At 71.3% G+C, this 19750-nt stretch carries 13 protein-coding genes and 1 pseudogene; 7 read left to right on the forward strand and 7 right to left on the reverse strand.

The window, feature by feature from the left end; all coding sequences use genetic code 11:
• Positions 1–83 precede the first annotated feature (83 nt).
• Together OHA89_RS03440 and OHA89_RS03445 are read right to left on the reverse strand one after the other, a co-directional pair.
• The gene (locus OHA89_RS03440; protein WP_406365177.1) at positions 84–1292 is read right to left on the reverse strand and encodes a cytochrome P450; all 1209 of its coding nucleotides are present in this window, start codon (positions 1290–1292) and stop codon (positions 84–86) included.
• An 84-nt stretch (positions 1293–1376) separates the two neighbouring features.
• Positions 1377–2711, reverse strand: coding sequence for a S28 family serine protease (locus OHA89_RS03445; RefSeq protein WP_406365178.1), 1335 nt, complete (start codon positions 2709–2711; stop codon positions 1377–1379).
• Positions 2712–2940: 229 nt separating this feature from the next.
• On the opposite strand from OHA89_RS03445, the gene ctaD reads away from it, so the two are divergent.
• Positions 2941–4599: a cytochrome c oxidase subunit I gene (ctaD, locus tag OHA89_RS03450; RefSeq protein WP_266612760.1), complete on the forward strand. Its 1659-nt coding sequence runs from the start codon at positions 2941–2943 to the stop codon at positions 4597–4599.
• Positions 4596–4988: a cytochrome c oxidase subunit 4 gene (locus OHA89_RS03455; protein WP_215141060.1), complete on the forward strand. Its 393-nt coding sequence runs from the start codon at positions 4596–4598 to the stop codon at positions 4986–4988. Before ctaD ends, OHA89_RS03455 begins: the two co-directional genes overlap by 4 nt.
• Positions 4989–5017: 29 nt before the next feature.
• Here OHA89_RS03455 and OHA89_RS03460 read toward each other — a convergent pair whose 3' ends face one another.
• Positions 5018–6673 carry a cytochrome bc complex cytochrome b subunit gene (locus OHA89_RS03460; RefSeq protein WP_406365179.1) on the reverse strand — a complete coding sequence of 552 codons (1656 nt, stop codon included), beginning with the start codon at positions 6671–6673 and terminating at the stop codon, positions 5018–5020.
• Positions 6674–6945: 272 nt separating this feature from the next.
• On the opposite strand from OHA89_RS03460, the gene OHA89_RS03465 reads away from it, so the two are divergent.
• Entirely contained in the window at positions 6946–9660 is a 2715-nt protein-coding gene (locus tag OHA89_RS03465) for a glycosyl hydrolase 2 galactose-binding domain-containing protein (protein WP_406365180.1), read from the forward strand.
• Here OHA89_RS03465 and OHA89_RS03470 read toward each other — a convergent pair.
• On the reverse strand, positions 9655–11484 hold the full coding sequence (locus tag OHA89_RS03470) for a hypothetical protein (protein WP_406365181.1): 1830 nt from the start codon (positions 11482–11484) through the stop codon (positions 9655–9657). The two genes, OHA89_RS03465 and OHA89_RS03470, sit on opposite strands and share 6 nt — an antisense overlap.
• A 149-nt stretch (positions 11485–11633) precedes the next feature.
• On the opposite strand from OHA89_RS03470, the gene OHA89_RS03475 reads away from it, so the two are divergent.
• Entirely contained in the window at positions 11634–12383 is a 750-nt protein-coding gene (locus OHA89_RS03475; RefSeq protein ID WP_406365182.1) for a ricin-type beta-trefoil lectin domain protein, read from the forward strand.
• 218 nt (positions 12384–12601) lie between these two features.
• Here OHA89_RS03475 and OHA89_RS03480 read toward each other — a convergent pair.
• Both OHA89_RS03480 and OHA89_RS03485 read right to left on the reverse strand, forming a co-directional pair.
• Positions 12602–13312: pseudogene (locus OHA89_RS03480) on the reverse strand (IclR family transcriptional regulator C-terminal domain-containing protein); the annotation flags it as partial.
• 899 nt (positions 13313–14211) lie between these two features.
• Positions 14212–14790, reverse strand: coding sequence for an RNA polymerase sigma factor (locus OHA89_RS03485; RefSeq protein ID WP_251064206.1), 579 nt, complete (start codon positions 14788–14790; stop codon positions 14212–14214).
• A 468-nt stretch (positions 14791–15258) separates the two neighbouring features.
• On the opposite strand from OHA89_RS03485, the gene OHA89_RS03490 reads away from it, so the two are divergent.
• The 3 genes from OHA89_RS03490 to OHA89_RS03500 are packed head-to-tail and all read left to right on the forward strand — an operon-like array spanning position 15259 to position 18788.
• The gene (locus tag OHA89_RS03490) at positions 15259–16632 is read left to right on the forward strand and encodes an MFS transporter (protein WP_406368370.1); all 1374 of its coding nucleotides are present in this window, start codon (positions 15259–15261) and stop codon (positions 16630–16632) included.
• A gap of 30 nt (positions 16633–16662) precedes the next feature.
• The gene (locus OHA89_RS03495; protein WP_215141065.1) at positions 16663–17382 is read left to right on the forward strand and encodes a response regulator transcription factor; all 720 of its coding nucleotides are present in this window, start codon (positions 16663–16665) and stop codon (positions 17380–17382) included.
• On the forward strand, positions 17379–18788 hold the full coding sequence (locus OHA89_RS03500) for a HAMP domain-containing sensor histidine kinase (protein WP_266612769.1): 1410 nt from the start codon (positions 17379–17381) through the stop codon (positions 18786–18788). Before OHA89_RS03495 ends, OHA89_RS03500 begins: the two co-directional genes overlap by 4 nt.
• Here the strand turns inward: OHA89_RS03500 and OHA89_RS03505 are convergent.
• Entirely contained in the window at positions 18767–19735 is a 969-nt protein-coding gene (locus tag OHA89_RS03505; protein WP_266612771.1) for a TAXI family TRAP transporter solute-binding subunit, read from the reverse strand. The genes OHA89_RS03500 and OHA89_RS03505 overlap by 22 nt on opposite strands.
• Positions 19736–19750 lie beyond the last annotated feature (15 nt).

Here is a 19750-nt window from a genome sequence, read left to right on the forward strand (position 1 = left end):
CAGCACGCGCCCTCGCCGGCCAGGTCGGGGGTGTGCCGGTCCGCCGCCGTGCGACGCGGCGGACCGGCCCCGGGCGCATCAGGTCACCAGCGCACGGGCAGTTCCCGTACGCCCCTGATCAGCATTCCCGGCACCCAGGACAGCTTCGACTCGTCGGCGTCACCCGCGAGTTCCGGGAAGCGCTCCAGCAGCGAGCGGAGCGCGATGCGGCCCTCCATCCGGGCCAGGGGCGCACCGAGGCAGTAGTGCAGACCGTGCCCGAAGGCGATGTGGCCGCGGGCGTCCCGGCGGATGTCGAAGCGGTTCGGATCCTCGAAGCGCGCCGGGTCGCGGTCCGCGTCGGCCATGGCGATCAGGACGGCCGAGCCCGCCGGTATCACCACCCCGCCCATCTCCACGTCCTCCAGGGCGAGTCGCTCGGTACAGGTCTCGACCGGACCGTCGTAGCGGAGCATCTCCTCGATCGCGCCGTCGAGAAGACCGAGGTCGCCGCGCAGGTCGGCGAGCTGGTCGGGGTGGGCGAACAGGGCCCGCATCCCGTTGCCGATCATGTTGACCGTGGTCTCGTGTCCGGCGATGAGCAACAGGACGCTCATGCCGATCAGTTCGCTCGGCGAGAGCCGGTCGCCGCCGTCGTCGACGGCGTGGATCAGCGCGCTGAGCAGGTCGTCGCCCGGGTTGGCGCGCTTGGCCTCGATGAGCCCGGTCAGGTACTGCGGCATCTGTGCGTACGCGGCGGCCTCGGCTTCCGGGCTGGTGCGAGCCACCATTTCGCTGGACCACTTGCGGAACGCCTCGCGGTCCAGCTCGGGCACGCCGAGCAGCTCACATATGACGGTCATCGGAAGCGGGAAGGCGAAGGCGTTCACCAGGTCTGTCCGGCGCGCTTCGTTCGCTTCCATGGCGTCCAGCAGTTCATCGGTCACCTGCTGGATGCGCGGTGCCAGTGCGTCGATGCGGCGCGGGGTGAACTCCCGGGCCACCAGGCGGCGCAGCCGGGTGTGGTCCGGCGGGTCGGACATCAGCATGTGCGCGAGCGCCGGGTGGTCCTGGTCGGCGTTGATGATCTGACCCATGTCGCCGGATCCGCGCCAGTCCCTGCTCAGGCGCGGATCGGTGAAGGCCGTACGGCAGGCGTCGTGACCGACGACCAGCCATATCTCCTCGCCGTCCGCGGTGCGCACATGGTGCACGGGGCCCTTCTCCCGGAGGGCCGAGTAGACCGGATACGGGTCGCGCGTGAAGTCCGGGCTGAGCTCCAGCAGATCGACAATGGCGGGTCGAGGCACCATTCCATTCCCCCTGAATCGAATGCGTTGCGAAAATCGTACGCCGATGCGTGTAACCACCACAGTAGTCGTGAGGTAGCTGGGCGCCTACCTCGTCAGGCTTGCCCAGCGGCGCAGGGCGGCGGTGGCCTCCTGGGCCTCGTCCGCAGGCAAGCCGCCTATGGAGACATGGTGATTGGCGCCGGGCACGGTGAACAGGAAAGAGTCGTGCGTACCGTTGCCCAGTCGGAAGGGCTCCGCGGTCGCCACGTCGTTCTCACCGTTGACGAACATCAGCGAGCTCCCGCGCTGGCGGACCCAGCGGTCGACGTCCTTCATCGCCGCGGGCCAGAACCGCAGGTCTATGTCTCGAGGCACATACGAGCGGATCTCCTGGATCCCTGGATAGCGCAGCAGACCGTCCAGGTGCGGGGTGGCAAACTGCGCGTACCCGAGTTGGGTGCCCAGTTGGTAGAAGTACGGAGTGAAGGCAGCGAGGGTCTGGTCGGTGTAGACGGGAAGCTGGGTCACCTTGGCGATCCATGCGTAGAGGGTGTCGTCCGTGACCTCGGTCGTGGGTACGGACACGCAACTGCCTGGGGGCTGGTGCATCCAGAACATCATCGGCAGGCGCAGGACGGCCAGTTCGAACGCGCGGTCCACGCCCCCGATGGTCTGGAAGGTCTTTCCGTCGGCCTCGGCCCACCGGCCGTACCGCTCCGTCATCGCCTGGCGCCGGATCAGTCCCTCACGCTGGACGGACTTGATCGCCGCTCGGCACTCGGCGGTTCCTATCTGCTCGAGGCGCGCATCGTGGGCACGGTCGTCCCGGTCGTCCGTGTTGTTGGGGGCGGCGTACGCGACCGTGCCGGCCACGTCGTGCGGGTAGAAGCGGCGGTGATAGACGGCGGCCATGCCGCCCTTGCTTCCCCCGGTGGAGATCCATGGGCCGCCGTAGACCGCCTTGAGGGCCGTGATGAGCCGATGGTGGTCACTTGCCGCCTGCCATATGGTCAGCGTGGACCAGTCCGCGCCTTCGGGCCGGGACTCCCCGAAGAAGCGGTGCTCGGTGGTGATCTGGTTGGCGTCCAGCAGGGTGGTCGGCTCGGACAGGCGCTGCGGCGACCCTCCGAGGTCGTAGCCGTTGGAGTAGAGCACCACGGGACGCCGTGTCGACTTGTGCACCAGCGTCACTCGCTGGTCGAAGAAGCCCTTGCCGGGATGATGGTGGTCGGTCGGCTGGCGGTAGGCGAGGTCGAGGATGGTCTGCCCGGGATCGGCTGGCCGTTCGCCGACCACGCGCATTCCGGGGATGGCCGCAATCCTGGCGCGCAGGTCGCCGTCCGGCGCCTGAGCCGCGGCCGGGGTGGCCAGTCCCGTGACCGTCAGCAATGTCATCAGCAGGGCCGACAGGGGCAGTCGGAGTCTCGTCGTATGTGTCATACGTCCAGACAACCGGCTGCTCAGGGCCCGCGTATCCCCCATGCGGGGATGGCTTCTCCCCCTGACGGGGGAGAACGGGTCCGTACGTCGCCGCCGCCTCCACGGGAAACGGTCCCCGATCTGGCTAACTGCCGACGGCGCGCCGTTCGGGTACCGGGCGGGACCGTGCGGGGCTGCCAGGGTTGGCGGGCGACGCAGTACCCGTCTCGCACGCACCCCTGGAGTCCTCATGGTCTCGGTCGACAGCACGCCGGAACGGGCGGTACGCGATCCGGGTACCGAGCGCCGTGTGTCAACGGGGAACACCGTGCTGAGGCTGCTGTCGACCACCGATCACAAGGTGATCGGCAACATGTACCTGGTCACCGCGTTCGCGTTCTTCCTGTTCGCCGGAGTGCTGGCCCTGGTCATGCGGGCCGAGCTCGCCCGGCCCGGTCTGCAGATCGTCTCGGCCGAGCAGTACAACCAGCTGTTCACCGTCCACGGCACGATCATGATGCTGCTCTTCGCGACACCGACCTTCACCGGCTTCGCCAACGCGGTGATGCCGTTGCAGATCGGCGCACCGGACGTGGCCTTCCCCCGGCTCAACGCCCTCACCTACTGGGTGTACCTGTTCGGCGGGCTGATCGTGGTCAGCGGGTTCCTGACGGCGAACGGCTCGGCCTCGTTCGGCTGGTTCGCCTACGCCCCGCTCAACAGCGCCGTCTACTCCCCCGGAGTGGGGGCGGACCTGTGGGTGATGGGCCTGGCCGTCTCGGGGCTGAGCACCATCCTGGGTTCGGTCAACTTCATCACCACCATCGTCTGCCTCCGCGCGCCCGGCATGACCCTCTTCAGGATGCCGATCTTCACCTGGAACGTGCTGTTCACCTCGATCCTGGCGCTGCTGGCCTTCCCCGTCCTCACCGCGGCGCTGCTCGCGCTGGAGGCCGACCGGAAGTTCGGGGCCCATGTCTTCGACGCGGCCAACGGCGGGGCGCTGCTGTGGCAGCACCTGTTCTGGTTCTTCGGCCATCCCGAGGTGTACATCGTGGCGCTTCCGTTCTTCGGGATCGTCAGCGAGATCGTGCCGGTGTTCAGCCGGAAACCCATCTTCGGATACGCCGCCCTGGTCGGCGCGACGATCGCCATCACCGGGCTGTCCGCCACCGTCTGGGCCCACCACATGTTCGCCACCGGCGCGGTCCTGCTGCCCTTCTTCTCCCTGCTGTCCTTCCTCATCGCCGTCCCGACCGGAGTGAAGTTCTTCAACTGGATCGGCACGATGTGGAACGGCTCGCTGTCCTTCGAGACACCGATGCTGTGGTGTATCGGGTTCCTCGTCACCTTCCTCCTCGGCGGTCTCACGGGCGTGATGATCGCCTCTCCTCCGCTGGACTTCCACCTGACCGACAGCTACTTCATCGTGGCGCACCTGCACTACGTGCTCTTCGGCACGATCGTCTTCGCCACCTTCGCCGGTTTCTACTTCTGGTGGCCCAAGCTCACCGGAAAACTGCTCGACGAACGCCTGGGGAAGATCCACTTCTGGCTGCTGTTCGTGGGCTTCCAGCTCACCTTCCTGGTGCAGCACTGGCTCGGTGAGCAGGGCATGCCGCGCCGGTACGCCGACTACCTGGCGGCGGACGGATTCACCCTCCTCAACTCGCTGTCCACGATCGGCTCCTTCCTGCTCGGCCTGTCCACACTGCCCTTCCTGTACAACGTGGCCCGGACGGCCCGGCACGGACGGCGGGTGGACGTCGACGATCCGTGGGGCTGGGGCCGTTCGCTCGAGTGGGCCACGAGCTGCCCGCCGCCCCGGCACAACTTCGATGCCCTGCCGCGCATCCGGTCGGACTCGCCGGCCTTCGACCTGCACCACCCGGAGGTGAAGCCGCTATGAAGGCGGAGGCATGGCTCTTCAGCGGGGTCGCGGTCTTCTTCGCGGTGACCGGTGGCGTCTACGTGTGGTTCTCGGACGATCCGGCCGGGGCCGCCGCCCTCGCCGTGTCGTTCCTGATGTCCGCGCTCATCGCCGCCTTCCTGTGGTGGCAGTTCCGCCGCGACGGCTACCGGCCCGAGGACCGTGCGGACGCTGTCGTACGGGAGGCCGCGGACCGGCGGTTCTCCTTTCCCGCGCGGAGCTACGCGCCGGCGGTCTCGGCCGTGGGGACGGCGCTGGTGGGCCTGGGCGTCGTACAGGGGCTGTGGCTGGTCCTCATCGGATTCGGCGTCCTCGTCCCGGGCGTCTTCGGGTTCGTGTTCCGGCCGGGTGAGGGTCGCGAGGGATGAGGGCCGCGAGGGGGTGAGCTCCCGCACGGTCAGTCCCCGGCGGTGGTCTGCCGCGCGTCGGGGCCCGCGAGGATCGTGTCGACCGTGCGCCGGTCCTCGGCCGACAGGGGCGGCGTCAGCACGTCCTTGTAGTACCAACGGCTCATGGCCGTGCGCAGCCGCTGCGTGAGCCCGCGGATCCGGCCGCCCCGGACCGGGGCGGCCGGGCGGACGGGGCCGAAGACGGGGTACACCAGCAGCGGATACCGCCGTGCGGCGCTCAGGGGCCGGTGCGACGGGTGGTATCCGCCCTCGACGGCTTGGCGCACCTCGTCGGTCTCCTCTCCGTGCTTCAGGGCGTCGATGTCCTCGCGCTGCAGGGCCAGGCAGATCCGCCGGGTGAGCCAGAAGGCCACCGGCGGGACGAGGAACAGCGCGCCGCGCAGGGCCCACGTCAGCCCCGGCAGGGGGAGGTCGAAGACGAAGGCGATCAGGTCCTGCGCACCGGCGAGCAGCAGCACCGTGTAGGCGGAGAGCACCGACACCGCCAGGGCGGTCCGGGCCGGCCGGTGGCGGGGGCGGTCGCACAGGTGCTGTTCGCCCTGGTCGGGGCTGATCCAGCGCTCGAAGTAGGGATACGCGTACAGGCCCGTGAACAGGACGCCGGGGAGCACGATGCCGGCCACGAGCGGGTTCCACATCAGGGTGTGGCCCCACAGCCTGGTCTCGACTCCGGGCATCAGCCTCAGCGCGCCCTCCAGGAAGCCCACGTACCAGTCGGGCTGGGCGCCGGTGGAGACCTGGTCCGGCAGGTACGGCCCGTAGGCCCAGACCGGATTGATCTGTGCCACCGCCGAGAGCGCCGCGAGGACGCCCGCGACCAGGAAGAAGAAGCCCGCCGACTTCGCCGCGTACTGGGGGAAGAAGGCCTTGCCGACGGCGTTGCGGCCGGTCTTTCCGGGCCCGGGCCACTGGGTGTGCTTCAGGTGCACGACCAGGAGGAGGTGGAGCGTCACCAGTGCGAGGAGGAGCCCCGGGACCAGCAGGATGTGCACGGGGTAGAGCCTGGACACGATGTCCTCGCCCGGGTATTCGCCGCCGAAGACGAGGAAGCTCATGTACGTGCCGACGACGGGCAGGGACAGCATGATGCCCTGGGCCGTGCGCAGGCCGGTTCCGGAGAGCAGGTCGTCGGGGAGCGAATAGCCGGCGAAGCCTTCGACGAGGGCGAGCACGAACATCGTGACCCCGACCATCCAGTTGAGTTCCCGCGGTCTGCGGAAGGCTCCGGTGAAGAAGACGCGCAGCAGGTGTACGGCGATGGCGGCGACGAACACGAGCGCCGCCCAGTGGTGCATCTGGCGGATCAACAGGCCGCCGCGCACGTCGAAACTGATGCGCAGGGTTGATGCGTAGGCCTCCGAGACCTGCAGGCCGCGCAGCGGGCCGTAGGAGCCGGTGTAGACGACCTCGTCCATCGACGGCTGGAAGAAGAACGCCAGGTACGTGCCGGTCAGCAGCAGTACGACGAGGCTGTAGAGCGCGATCTCTCCGAGGAGGAAGGACCAGTGGTCCGGAAAGGCCTTCCTCAGCGTCCCCTTGACCACTTCGGCCAGGGGCAGCCGGGCGTCGAGCGCGACGGCGGCCCGCGTGGCCGAGCGCCCGGCCCGGCCGGCCCAACGCGCCCTCCTCTTTTCCGCCAGCACCGAACCACGCCTTCCCGCCGGAGGTCGCCGAAGTACCGGCTCGTGCCGTCGAGCATGGCGCTCCGGCGGCCCGCCGGCAGGAAGGCACGCAGCCCGGGGGCGGAATGCGCCTCCCATGGCGGACCCGCTGCCGCTGGCAGGAGAGCCGCCGCTCCGGCGTGGGCCTGTTGCCGTCGGGTGTGACCCCCGCCGTGGCAGACTCGGGTCCGTTCCGTCCGGATCTGCCCCTATACCGGGCCTGGATCCCGACCCCCGTCCCCGCGGGAGGCCCCGTGTTCCGCTGGCTCGCTCTCGTACGAGGCGCAGTCGCCGCCCTCGTCGCCGCCGGCCTGATCCTCGGCCTCACCGCCGGCACCACGCGGGCGGCTCCCGGGGCTCCCGGGCCCCGGGCCACCGCGGTCGCCGCGGCTCCGGGCAGTGCGACGGTCCTGTCCGGCTACGCGATCCAGTCGACGGCGAAGGTCGCGGACCCGGCGGCCACTGTGTCCAGCCCCGGCTATCCGGCGGCGGGCTGGTACCCGGCCGGGCCTCGCTCCACCGTCCTCGCGGCGCTGCTCGCCGCCGGTGTGTACCCGGATCCCTTCTACTCCACCCAGCAGAAGCAGATCCCGGCCGCGGACTTCACCGTGCCCTGGTGGTACCGGTCCGACTTCACCGTCGCCGACCCGAGCGCCCGTACGTACCTGGACTTCAGCGGGGTGATCTCCGCCGCCGACGTCTTCGTCAACGGCCGCCAGATCGCCACCGCGAGCACCGTCGCCGGTACGTACACCCGGCACGAGCTCGACGTCACCGACCTGATCAGGGCGGGCGCCAATACGGTCGCCTTCCGGATCCAGCCCAACAACCCGCGCAAGCGGCTCACCATGGGCTGGCTCGACTGGCTGCAGCCGCCGCCCGACGAGAACATGGGCATCGTCCGCGATGTCACGGTGCACCGCGGCGGGCCGGTCGCCCTGCGCGACGCGCACGTGGTGAGCGCCCTGGCCATGCCGTCGATGTCCTCGGCCGACCTGACCGTCAAGGCCCGGGTGCGCAACGACACGTCGGACACCGTCACCACGACGGTGTCCGGCACGGCGGGTCCGGCCGCCGTCAGCCGCACGCTCACACTGGCGCCCCACGAGACCAGTACCGTCGTCTTCTCCCCCGCCGACCATCCCGCGCTGAGACTGAGCGCGCCCCGTGTGTGGTGGCCCGCCTCGATGGGCGAGCAGCCGATGTACGGTCTCGAGCTGACCGCGACGGTGAACGGCACGACCTCGGACACCGCTCAGGCGTCTTTCGCCCTCCGTGATGTGCAGGCACCCCTGAACGCCGACGGCGCCCGGCAGTACCGGATCAACGGCCGCCCGCTGCTGATCAAGGGCGCCGGCTGGTCCCCCGACGAGTTCCTGCGCTGGGACCGCACCTACGTCGAGGACCGGCTGCGGTACGCCCTTGACCTGGGCCTGAACGCCCTGCGCCTGGAAGGGCACATCGAGCCCGACGAGTTCTTCGACCTCGCCGACCGGTACGGGATCCTCACGCTTCCCGGCTGGGAGTGCTGCGACAAGTGGGAAGGGGAGGTCAACGGCACCGAGGCCGGGGAGAGATGGGACACGCCCGACTATCCCGTCGCCAAGGCCTCGATGGCCGCCGAAGCGGCCCGGCTCCGCCACCACCCCAGCGTGATCTCCTTCCTCATCGGCAGCGACTTCGCACCGAACGAGGAGATCGAGGAGATGTACGTCGACGCGCTGAAGGCCGCCGACTGGACGACCCCGGTGGTCCCCGCGGCCTCCGACGCCTCCGCGCCGATCACCGGAAGCTCCGGCATGAAGATGACGGGTCCCTACGACTGGGTGCCGCCCGGCTACTGGTACGCCAAGCGCGAGGGCGGTGCGACCGGCTTCAACTCCGAGACCAGCGCGGGCCCCGACATCCCCACCCTCGACACGCTGCGCCGCATGATGTCCCCGGCCGAGCTGGAGACCCTCTGGAAGAACCCGTCCGCCGCCCAGTACCACCGCTCCCCCTCCCCCACCTACGCGACGCTCAAGCTGTACAACGCCGCACTGGCCGGCCGGTACGGCCCCCCGGCCGGCCTCGAGGACTACGTGCGCAAGGCGCAGCTCGCCCAGTACGAGAACGTGCGCGCGCAGTTCGAGGCGTACGCCCGCAACGCCAAGGACGCCTCCCGGCCGTCGACCGGCGTCATTTACTGGATGTTCAACAGCGGCTGGACCTCGCTGCAGTGGCAGCTGGTGGACCGGTACCTCGACCAGGGCGGCGCCTACTTCGGCGCGAAGAAGGCGAACGAGCCCCTGCACATCCAGTACGGGTACGACAACCGGGCGGTGACCGTGGTCAACAACCGGACCTCGGCGGCCTCGGGGCTGACCGCGCGGGTGACGCTCTTCGGCACCGACGGCACGCAGAGGTACGACCGGACCGTGACCGGTGTCGGCGTCGCGGGCGGCGGCGCGAGCGGAACCGTGCTGACCGTCCCCGCATCGGTGCCCGGCCTGACCGGCACCCATCTGGCCCGGCTGCTCCTCACCGACGCCGACGGGCGGGAGGTGAGCCGCAACGTCTACTGGCTCTCCACCACGGCGGACGTGCTCGACTACACGAACAGCAGCTGGTACCACACGCCCACCACTGCCTACGCCGACCTCACCGGGCTGAACTCGATGCGGCAGGCGACCGTCACCGCGACGGCCGCGACGACGGCGGACGGTTCGGGGACGTCCACGACGACGGTGACCGTGCGCAACACGGGCACCGGAAACACCCCCGCCCTGCTCACCGATGTCCACCTCGTGTCGGCGCAGGGCGCGCCCGTGCTGCCCGTGCGGTGGAGCGACAACCAGATCAGCCTCTGGCCGGGCGAGTCGGCCACGCTGACCGCGGCCTACCGGACCGGCGATCTGCACGGCTCCGCGCCGCACCTGCGGATCTCCGGCTGGAACACGCCGGCCGTCACGATCCCCGCCGCCTCATGACGGGGCCGGCAGCCGGGCCGCCACCAGCGCCAGGCCTCGCCGCAGCCTGCGGAAGTAGGTAGCGCGGCTCAAGTGGAGCCGCCTCGCGACCTGGTGGTGCGTCCGGTCACGCCCGAGGTAGTACGCCTGGAGGATCGCGCCCGCCTCGGCATCGGCGGGGTTCTCCGCGTCCGCCAGCTCCAGTACGGCGCTCCGCAGCCAGCGGCGCAGCGCGTCCGGTGACTCGAACTGCGGGCACGACAGCAGCGGGCTCGCGGACAGCGCCGCCGGATCTCCGAGTCTGCCGAGCGCCCACGCGACGAGGGCCGCCACGTCCTGGCCGCCGTACGCCGAGCCCGGCGCCGTCGGTGCGAGCGCGCGCATCCACCCCGGCAGCCCCGCCGGATCGAAGTCGTGGCTGTAGACCTCGGGGCGGCGTCCGCACCGGTACACGTCGTCGCGGATGCCGCCGTGCGGCCGGAAGGTCAGCGTGCGCAACAACGCCTGATAGTCCGGGCTGGCGGTGGAGACCACCAGGTGACCGGCGTGCACGGCGTTGACCAGGATGTACCGCAGGATCTGCGCGTGCGTCACGGGATCCGCGCCGTACGCCGCCCCGAGGAACAGCCCCGGCCGGTCGCCACCCCTCAGGGCCGCCGTGTACTGCTGGAGCAGGGGCTCGATCCCGCCCTCCGTGCCCGCGCCGATCGGGACCAGCGCGGCCAGTCCCACTGGCCGGCCGTCCGGATCCCGCGCCAGCTTGAACGACGCCGGCTCGTCAGCCAGCCAGCGTTCGGTGATCCGCTGGGAACGCCGTACGTCGAACCCGCCGCGCACGGCCCAACGGTGCATCAGCCGGACGATGTCCTCGGCCTCCTCCCGCCGGGCCGGGCCGATCCGCGAACCGTCCTCGGCGGGCGGGAACAGGGTGCTGCGCAGCAGCGGGTCACCGCTCAGGAAGAGCCCCTGCTCCACGAGTCCGGCCCGTTCCTCGGGCCCGAGCGTGCGCTCACGGAGCAGTGCCCCGCGATAGTCGGCGGCCCGGGTGCGCACCTGCGCGTGTGCCTTCGGCCGGCGCCACTGGTACGCCAGCTCGAACAGGCTGCGATACGGCTCCCGCACCGCCAGGCCCAGCCGGTCGTGCCGTACGACGCTCAGACCGGCCAGCGTCGAGAACAGCCCGGGCCCGCCCGCGACCAGGTGCTCGTCCCCGGACCGTACGGTCGCCAGCAGGCGCAGCGCGTGGCGCCAGCGCCGGCCGGGCCGCTCCCGGCCCAGCCACTCCAGTACCTCGCCCGCCATCCGGTCGGCGGCCGCGCCGATCCCCGCGTGCAGGGCCCGGCAGGCCAGCTCGGCCAGCAGCGGCACCCCGCCGGCCAGCCGCACGACCATCGCCAGGCCCTGCGGATCCGTGATGCCCGAGGCCCGTGCCTGCGCCTCGACCGCCTCGGGCGGCCGGGGTCCGACGGTGACCGTGACCGGACCGAGCTCCGACCATCCGCCGGCCGCGCGCAGCGGACGCCTGCTGACCACCAGCACCGGGCGCGCCGGCCGAGGCGCGCACACGGCGTGCAGGGACGCGGCCAGCGCCTCGGCCTGCCCGGGGCCGTCCACGCCGTCGATCAGCAGCGGGCCGCCGGGCTCGACGACGAGCCCTCGCAGCACGGCGGGATCGCAGGCCTCCTCGGGTCCGACCACGGCCGCGGCCGGCAGGCACCCGGCCAGCCTGCTCTTCCCCGTCCCCAGTGCGCCCGTCAGGTTGACCAGGCCGTGCTGCGTCAGGGCGGCCCTCAGGCGGGCGAGATCATCGGTGGTCTCCACGGTCCCGGGGACGATACCCAGCATGATCACTCCAGTCCACGGCCGGAACAGGCCTTTCGATGACCGGAGTTGATACTCCGGTGAGACTTCACGACGGCATGGCGCGGCTAACGTCGTCACCACCGCGGGCCCGGCGGTTCCGATCCTCCCGACCTCTCGTGAAAGGACCCCTCGTGAAGTTGGCTCGATGGCTGCCGACCGCGGTCGCGGGCTTCCTCGCCGGCGCGACGCTCTTCGCCGGCCCGGCGGCTGCCGCACCCGCCACGACAACGACCCCTGCCGCTACGGCCATTACCGCCGCGGCGAACGCCCCCACGGCGCCGAAGTACTTCCTCGGCACCGGATACGGCCCGCTCAACATCGCCACCGAGGCAGCCTGGGGCAGCGCGTACGCCCAGGCGGAAGCGGAGGGCTACCCGGCCGCCAACTGCGCCCGCTCGGCGGGTCCCGCCGCCAATCCGGTCGGCAGCGGCGGCTACTACCAGGTGCTGCTGGAGCTCTACTGCGTACCGCCGCCGCCCCCGGGCTCCGGCCAGATCGTCGGCGTCCACTCCGGCAAGTGCCTGGACGTGAAGGGCGCCAAGACCGCTGACGGCACGCCCATCCAGATCTACAGCTGCAACGGCACCAGCGCGCAGGCCTGGAAGCTGGAGGCCGACGGCACCCTCCGCGCCCTGGGCAAGTGCATGGACGTCCAGTACGCCAAGACCGAGAACGGCTCGCTCATCGGTCTCAACTCCTGTCACCAGGGCTTGAACCAGAAGTGGGAGCAGCTCCCGAACGGCCTGCTGCGCAGCGTCCACTCGGGCAAGTGCCTCGACGCGCTCGGCTGGGCCACCGGGAACGGCGCCCGCGTCGGCATCTGGGACTGCACCCCGCAGCACACCAACCAGCAGTGGCACGGCTCCGCCCTGGGCACCTGACGGTTCCACGGACCGGCGGCGCGGCTCGCGCCGGACCTGCGGTCAGGCCCTGTGAACAGCAGGGCGGGCCCGCCGCGCGTGAGGTGCGGCGGGCCCGTCCGGGGCGCGGGCGGTCCGGTTCAGGCGATCGGGGACAGGAGGCTGCTGCCCAGCCCTGCGGGGCCGGTCCCTCCCTCCTGTGCCGCGTTCTGACGCGCGGCGGGCTGCGTGCTCCCGGCGACGATCAGGGCGATGAGGACGGCCGCGGCTTCGCTCTGCAGGATCCGGGCGGCCTGTTGCAGGCGGCGCGGGTCGGTGGCCGGGATGGACAGGGCCACGCACTCCGCGTTCGGACCCGCCGTGATCGGCACCGCCGCGCAGACCGTGCCCAGGGCGTACTCCTGGCGGTCGAGGAGGGGGGCGCTGGGCCGACGGCTGTCGAGTTGGTGGAAGAGGGCTTCTGGAGTGCTGAGGGTGTAGGCGGTGAAGCGGGTGAGCCGGTGACGGGAGAGGTGGTCCTTTCGCTGGTCGTCGTCGAGCTGGGTGAGCAGGGCCTTGCCGACGGCGGAGGCATGGGCGGCGGCCCGGAAGTCCACCCATTCCTCGACGAGCGGGGTGGCCGGCCCGTCGGCGTACTGGGTGATGGAGACCTCGCCGTCGGTGTAGCGGGCGACGTAGACGGCGGCTCCCACCGCGTCCCTCACCCAGGCGAGGGTCTCCTGCAGGTGTGCGCGACCGTCCTCGCCATCGGTGAGCCGCAGGGCGCTGCCGGCGATGTACGCGTCGGGGCCGATCGGCGTGGCCAGGGCCGCGCGGATCAGTTGCTCCATGGCCCGGGCGAGGGCCAGTTGGGGCAGCCCCGTTTCGCGGGCGATCTGGGTCAGGCTCACTCCGCCCGAGTAGCGGTTGATGACCTCCAGGACCCGCAGGGCGCAGTGGACGGATTCCATCGCGGCCGACGCGGGCCGTCGTTCGGGTGAACTGCGGGCGGCCCGGATCGGGTGGGGCTCCTTGAGCACTTCGAGGGCCCACGCGTGGGCCGCTTCGGTCAGGTGCAGGGGGTTGAGGCGTGCGTGCTGTGCGACGGCGGCGGCGACCTGTGGCCCGGGGAGGGGAACGTCCCCCAGGTCCGGGTCCTCGGACCAGACACGTGCCGTGACGGCCCGCCGCAGCCGGGGGGGCAGCCGGTACAGGGGGCGTCCGAAGCAGCCTCCGGCGGTGAGGGCGGTGAGGTTCTGGGTGGTGATGGGCGGGGAGGTCCAGATGATCGAGGCCCGCAGGGCTTCCTCGAGGCTCTCCGGGATCTCCGGCAGGGACGGAAGGTGCTCGTCCGGCGGCAGTGCCTGGGCCTGGCGCTTCCAGTGGCGGGCCGTCTTGACCTCGGCGCGGGCCAGGTGGTGGAGGTAGAGGCACCGGGCGGCGGTCTGCGAACCCGCGCCGGCCGCGTACTGGAACCAGAACTGCGCGCCCTCCTCGTCGTTCAGGTAGAGGAGGCAGCCGAACAGCAGTGCGGAGTCCGCTCCGTGCGGCCACGAGTCGGCGCCCAGGGCGAGCTCCGCGAAGGGCCGGCTCTCGGCCAGGACCCAGGCGATCTCGTCCAGGGCCCTGGCGGCCCGCACGTGACAGGTGGCGTCCAGGACGAGGTCGTCGGCCGACCGCGGCGCGGGCGGGACACCCGCCTCCGTGCCGATCGCCGCCCGGGCACGGTCGGCCACGATCCGGCGGGCGATCCGGCGCCGCGCCGCGCCCTCGTCGTAACCGGCGTACTCCTCTACCAGAACCTCCGCTTCCTGCAGTGCCGCGTCCAACCCATCCCACGTCACAGGGTCGCGGTCGCGAGTCACATCGCTCACTGGTCCTTCTCCTCTCCAGGGACCCAGTCCACTCCGAGTTTCCGGGACAGGTTTCGGCGCGCGCCCCGGATGTGCGAACGCACGGTCGCGGAGGAAATGCCCATCATCCGGGCGACGGAGTCGTTGTCGTTGCCCAGCAGGAAGGCCAGCAGCACCACGTCGTACTGCCGCTCGGACAGGTCCGCGATCGCCGCGTACAGGCCGAGTTTCGACTCCAGCAGCTCCATCCGCTCCCGGGAGGCGCGGCGCAGCGCGGCGAACCACGCGGTCTCCACCATCGCCACCGACCGGGCCGAGACGGCGAGTCTGCGCTCGACGTGCTCGCGGAGCACCGCCCACGCGAACCCGTGCAGGCTCGCCTCCTTCAGGGCGTGCGGCCACACCTTCAGCAGGAAGGTGAACACGTCGTCGACCACATACTCCGCGTCCTGCCTGGAGCCCAGCTGCAGATGGGCATAGCGCAGGTAGGCGCGATGCTGCTGGGAGTGGAAGGCGGTGTAGTCCACGGGCAGGACACCAGCCAGCTCGCTGGAGACCGCCTGGTCTCCGGATGGGTCGAACTCGCCCTCACTCATGCACTCTCCCACGGCTGCTCGTCGCCGCCCACGGGGGCGGCAACACCCTGACCACGTCAAAAGCGAAAACACGGACCGCGGTAGCGGCTATCAGCACGAGGGCAACGACCTCGACGTTCACGTCTGCGCGAAACCTTCCCAATGGCGTGCGTAGCGGGTCTGCCTACCCCCCGGATCCGGCAGCCTCAGAGCACCAAGCGCTCCTCATCACCACCCCATCGGAAAACACGTCCGATCGTGCAAGCCGGTCCCCGGGAATCTTCCGGAAGTAGCGCATCCACTCCCTCGCGCGCCCCGAGGCGCCCGCGCACGCCCCCGGTTTTCTTAGCGGGACGTTAGATCTGGGTGGCGGAGCTTGTCCGGGGGTGACGGCAGCCGCATGCTCTGGACACTTCCCCACCACTGGGGCATCTCCCCCGTCCCCATCAGGGACTTCCGCCTGGAGCCGCCATGTCCTCGTCCACCGTCATGCCCACGTCGCCGTCACCCGGGGACGAGCGCAAGAAGCGCCGTCTCGCCCTGGTCGGCGGGTCGCTCGGCAATCTCGTCGAGTGGTACGACTGGTTCGTCTACGCCAGCTTCGCGATCTACTTCGCCGACTCCTTCTTCCCCGGCGACAATCCGACCACCCAACTGATGAACACCGCGGGCATCTTCGCGGTCGGCTTCCTGATGCGGCCCGTCGGCGGGTGGATCCTCGGCCGTGCCGCCGACCGGCGCGGGCGCAAGAGCGCGCTCACCCTGACCGTGACCATGATGTCGGTGGCCGCCCTGCTGATCGCCGTCGCCCCGACCTACGGCCAGGCCGGATACTTTGGCGCTCTGGTGCTGCTGCTCGCGCGGCTGCTCCAGGGGATGAGCATCGGCGGCGAGTACGCGGCCAGCGCCACCTACCTCACCGAGGCGTCGGCCCGCAATCGGCGCGGCCTGGGCTCGTCCTTCCAGTACGTGTCGATGACGTGCGGGCAGCTCCTCGGCCTGGGCATCCTGATCACGTTGCAGCACACGCTCACCACGGCCCAGTTGGAGAGCTGGGGCTGGCGGATCCCGTTCCTCGTCGGGGCGTTGTTCGCGGTGGTCGTCTTCTGGCTGCGGCGGCGGCTCCAGGAGACCGACGCGTTCAAGGAGGAGACGGCGGGTGAGGACGCCCACGACGACAGCACGCGCGGCACGCTGAAGACCCTGTGGCTCTACCGTCGGCAGGCCGGCCTGGTCATGGCGCTCACCCTGGGCGGCACCGTGGCGTACTACACGTACACCACGTACCTCACCAAGTACCTGGTCGGCAGCGCGGGCATGGAGAAGACGACCGCCACGCTGGTCAGTTTCACCGCCCTGACCCTGTTCGCCGTGCTGCAGCCCTTCGCCGGGATGCTGTCCGACCGCATCGGCCGCCGTCCCCTGCTGATCACCTTCGCCGTGGGCTGCACCGTGGGTACGTACCCGATCATGACCGCCCTCGGGTCGGCCTCCTCGTACTGGTCCGCGCTGGGGCTCTCGCTGCTGGCCCTGGTGATCATCACCGGCTACACCTCGATCAACGCGGCCGTCAAGGCGGAGTTGTTCCCGACCCGGGTGCGCGCCCTGGGCGTGGCACTGCCGTACGCGATCGCCAACGCGCTGTTCGGCGGCACGGCGGAGTACGTGGCGCTGTGGTTCAAGAGCAGTGGCCACGAGACCATGTTCTTCTGGTACGTCTCCGGGTGCGCGCTGATCTCCCTCGTGACGTACGTGCTCATGCCGGACACCCGCGATGCCGCGCTCAGCCGCGCCGAAGCGCAGGCCGACGCGGATGCCGATGCCGACCCGGACCGGCCGGCGGTGGCTCCCGTAAAGTACTGACCCCGGTCACAGGTCGCGAGGGAACTGTCTATGCACGCGCTTCTCGTCGAGGACGACGACCGCATGGCCCAGGCCCTCGGCACCGCCCTCGCCCAGCGCGGGCACACGGTCCGCAGGGTGGGCCGCGCGATGGACGCCCTGCGGCACGTCCGCGAGGCCGATTTCGTCCTGCTCGATCTGGGCCTGCCCGATCTGGACGGGCTCGAGCTGCTGCGGCGGCTGCGTACCGTCTGCGACGCGCCGCTGATCGTGGTGACCGCGCGCTGCGAGGAGCGCGACATCGTGCAGGGGCTGCGGGCGGGCGCCGACGACTATGTCGTCAAGCCGTTCCGGATGGCCGAGTTGATGGCCCGCATCGACACCGTACGCCGCCGGACGGGCCCGCCGTCCGGCCGCTCGGAGGCCGCAGGCGGACCGGTGCGCGCCGGTGACGTCGAGGTCGACCCGGCGGGCCGTACGGTGACGGTGGCGGGCGCCGAAGTGCGGCTGACCCGACGCGAGTTCGATGTGCTGGCCTTCCTGGCCGCCCGCCCGGACGAGGTGCATTCCCGGGAGGAGATCCTGGACCGGATCTGGGGTGACGCCTTCCTCGCCGCGTCCCGCTCCCTGGACGTCCACGTGGCGGGCATCCGCGCCAAGACCGGCCGCTCCGGCCTGGTGCGCACCGTCCGGGGGTTCGGCTACCAGCTCGGCTCCCCGGCCGCGTCGCGGGAAGAGCAGAGCGAACAGAACGAGCGGGACCGGCGGTGAGACGCAGGCTCCTCGCCGTGCTGATGGTGCTCATGGGGGCGGCGGCGCTGCTGCTCTGTGTTCCGCTGGCCGACGCCTACGCCCGGGGCCGGACCGAGCACCTGCTCCTGCAACGGCGCTCGGAAGCGGTGCGGTTCGCCGATCTCGCCGACCGGATGCGCACGGGCCCCGACCGGGTGGAGCTGTCCGCCGAGATCGGCCGGTACGCCCAGCTGTACGGAGCCGGGGTGGTCGTGGTCGACACGGCGGGAGGCACGGTGGCGCGGGCCGGAGCGGGGCCCTCCTGGGAGGCCGCCCACGATGCGGCGGACGCCCGGCGCCGCGCCCTCACCGGCCGTTCCACTGACCGGCTGCCCACCGTTCGCCCCTGGGGCCCGAAGACCGTGGTGCTCGCCGAGCCGGTGGGCCGGGACGAGCGGGTGAGCGGGGCGGTTCTGATGGCCGTACCCACCGACGCGGCCCGCCTGGACGTGACCGTCCGCTGGTCGCTCATCGCCTCCGGGGCGGTCGCCGCCTTCGCGGCGGCGGCCCTGGTGGCGGCCGGCATCGCGCGCTGGCTGATGCGCCCGGTCCGCGATCTGGACCGGGCGGTCGAGGGTCTGACCGCCGGCAGCCTCCAGGCACGCGCCGTCTCCGACACCGGACCGCCGGAACTGCGCCATCTGCGGCAGCACTTCAACATCATGGCGGAGGCCATGGCCGACTCCATCGGCCGCCAGCGCGACTTCGTCGCCGACGCCTCCCACCAGCTGCGCAATCCCCTGGCCACCCTGGTGCTGCAACTGGAGAACATCGAACCGCACATCGTCCCCGGGCCCGGGCAGGCCGAGCACACCCGCGCCCTGGACGAGGCGGAGCGCCTGGAAGAACTGCTCGACGGACTGCTGGCCATGGCGCGGGTGGAGTCCGGCAGCGCGGACCTGGCCGACCAGGACGTGTCGCGGGCCGTACGGGAACGGGTGCGGGCCTGGACTCCGGTATTCCGAGACGCCGAGCTGGAGTTGACGGTCACCACCCTGCCGGAGGACCTGCGGGCGCGCACCCTGCCCGACGCGGCGGGCCGGATCCTGGACGCGCTGCTCGACAACGCCGTCAAGTTCGTCCCACGCGGCGGCCGCATCGAGGTGAGCGTCACGCACGGCGCGGACGGGGCGGCCGTCGTACGGGTATCCGACGACGGCCCGGGCGTACCGGAGGACCAACTGGCCTTGCTGCTACGGCGTTTCGCGCGCTCCCCCGAGCACCAGAACGTACGCGGCAGCGGACTGGGACTGGCCATCGCCGACGAGATCGCCCGCATCAGCGGCGGCCGGCTCGGCGTCAGCGGCAACGCGCCCCACGGACTGGTCGTCGAGTTCCGGCTCCCCTCCTCCCTCGGGACGGCTCAGCCGTACACCGACCGGTAGTACGCGACGGCGCCCGGGTGGAGCGGCACCGCCCCGGTCGAGATCGCGAACCGGGGCTCCAGACGCGCGCCCGCCGTGACCTCCCGCAGCAGGTCGCTCCACCGTTCGAACACCACCTGGAGCAGTTCGCGCGCGGCGCTCTCCGGTACGTCTTCACGCGCCAGGAGGTAGTTGCCGACCCCGATGGTGCCCACCGGCTCCGTGAGCCCGTACACCCCGGCGGGCAGCGTGACCGCGGTGTAGACGGGGCCGTGGCCCTGTCGCAGCGCGCCCACGTAGCCGTCCAGCGGGAGGAACCGCAACGGCAGTTCGCGCGCCAGCCCGGACAGGGCGGGCGTGGGCACGCCTCCGGACCAGAACAAGGCGTCGACCGCGCCCTCCCGCAGCGCCGCCGCCGACGCGGCGAGCCCCAGTTGCCGCTCGGCGGCCGGCGAGGAGCCGGCGCTCAGCCCAGCCGCCCGCAGCACCCGCCCGGCGACCACCTGCACCCCTGACCCCGTCGCACCTGTGGCGACAGGACGCCCGGCGAGATCCTGCACCGATCGCACCGGCCCGTCCGCCGGGACGAGCAGGTGCGTGTAGTTCACGTAGACCCGGGCCAGCGCCGTCACCGAGGCCGGGAGGGAGAACGACTCGCGCCCCAGCACGGCGTCCTCGGCAGCGTCCGCCATGGCCAGCGCCAGCTCGACGGAGCCGTCGTCCAGCTTCCGCAGGTTGTTCACGCTCGCCGAGGTGCTCACCGGGACGATCTCCAGCCGGCGTCCGCTCGCGGCGACGGCCTGCGCCAGCGCCTCGCCGAACGCGTTGTACGGACCGCCCTCCGGCCCCGTCGCAAGGCGAAGCCGCCGCACCGGACCGGAGTCCCCCGAGCATCCGGCCAGCGCCGCCGCGACCGCGCCGAGCCCGGCACCCATCACCCGTCGGCGGCTCACCTCTGCACTGGTCACGCCCGAAGCGTAGCC

It is taken from the genome of Streptomyces sp. NBC_01546 (assembly GCF_045208355.1).
In the GTDB taxonomy this organism is placed as follows: domain Bacteria; phylum Actinomycetota; class Actinomycetes; order Streptomycetales; family Streptomycetaceae; genus Streptomyces.

Coding starts and splice junctions, on each gene's coding strand:
- OHA89_RS03440 (WP_406365177.1), bottom strand. CDS start 1,292: ATGGTGCCTCGACCCGCCATTGTCGATCTGCTGGAGCTCAGCCCGGAC.
- OHA89_RS03445 (WP_406365178.1), bottom strand. CDS start 2,711: ATGACACATACGACGAGACTCCGACTGCCCCTGTCGGCCCTGCTGATG.
- ctaD (WP_266612760.1), top strand. CDS start 2,941: ATGGTCTCGGTCGACAGCACGCCGGAACGGGCGGTACGCGATCCGGGT.
- OHA89_RS03455 (WP_215141060.1), top strand. CDS start 4,596: ATGAAGGCGGAGGCATGGCTCTTCAGCGGGGTCGCGGTCTTCTTCGCG.
- OHA89_RS03470 (WP_406365181.1), bottom strand. CDS start 11,484: ATGCTGGGTATCGTCCCCGGGACCGTGGAGACCACCGATGATCTCGCC.
- OHA89_RS03485 (WP_251064206.1), bottom strand. CDS start 14,790: ATGAGTGAGGGCGAGTTCGACCCATCCGGAGACCAGGCGGTCTCCAGC.
- OHA89_RS03490 (WP_406368370.1), top strand. CDS start 15,259: ATGCCCACGTCGCCGTCACCCGGGGACGAGCGCAAGAAGCGCCGTCTC.
- OHA89_RS03495 (WP_215141065.1), top strand. CDS start 16,663: ATGCACGCGCTTCTCGTCGAGGACGACGACCGCATGGCCCAGGCCCTC.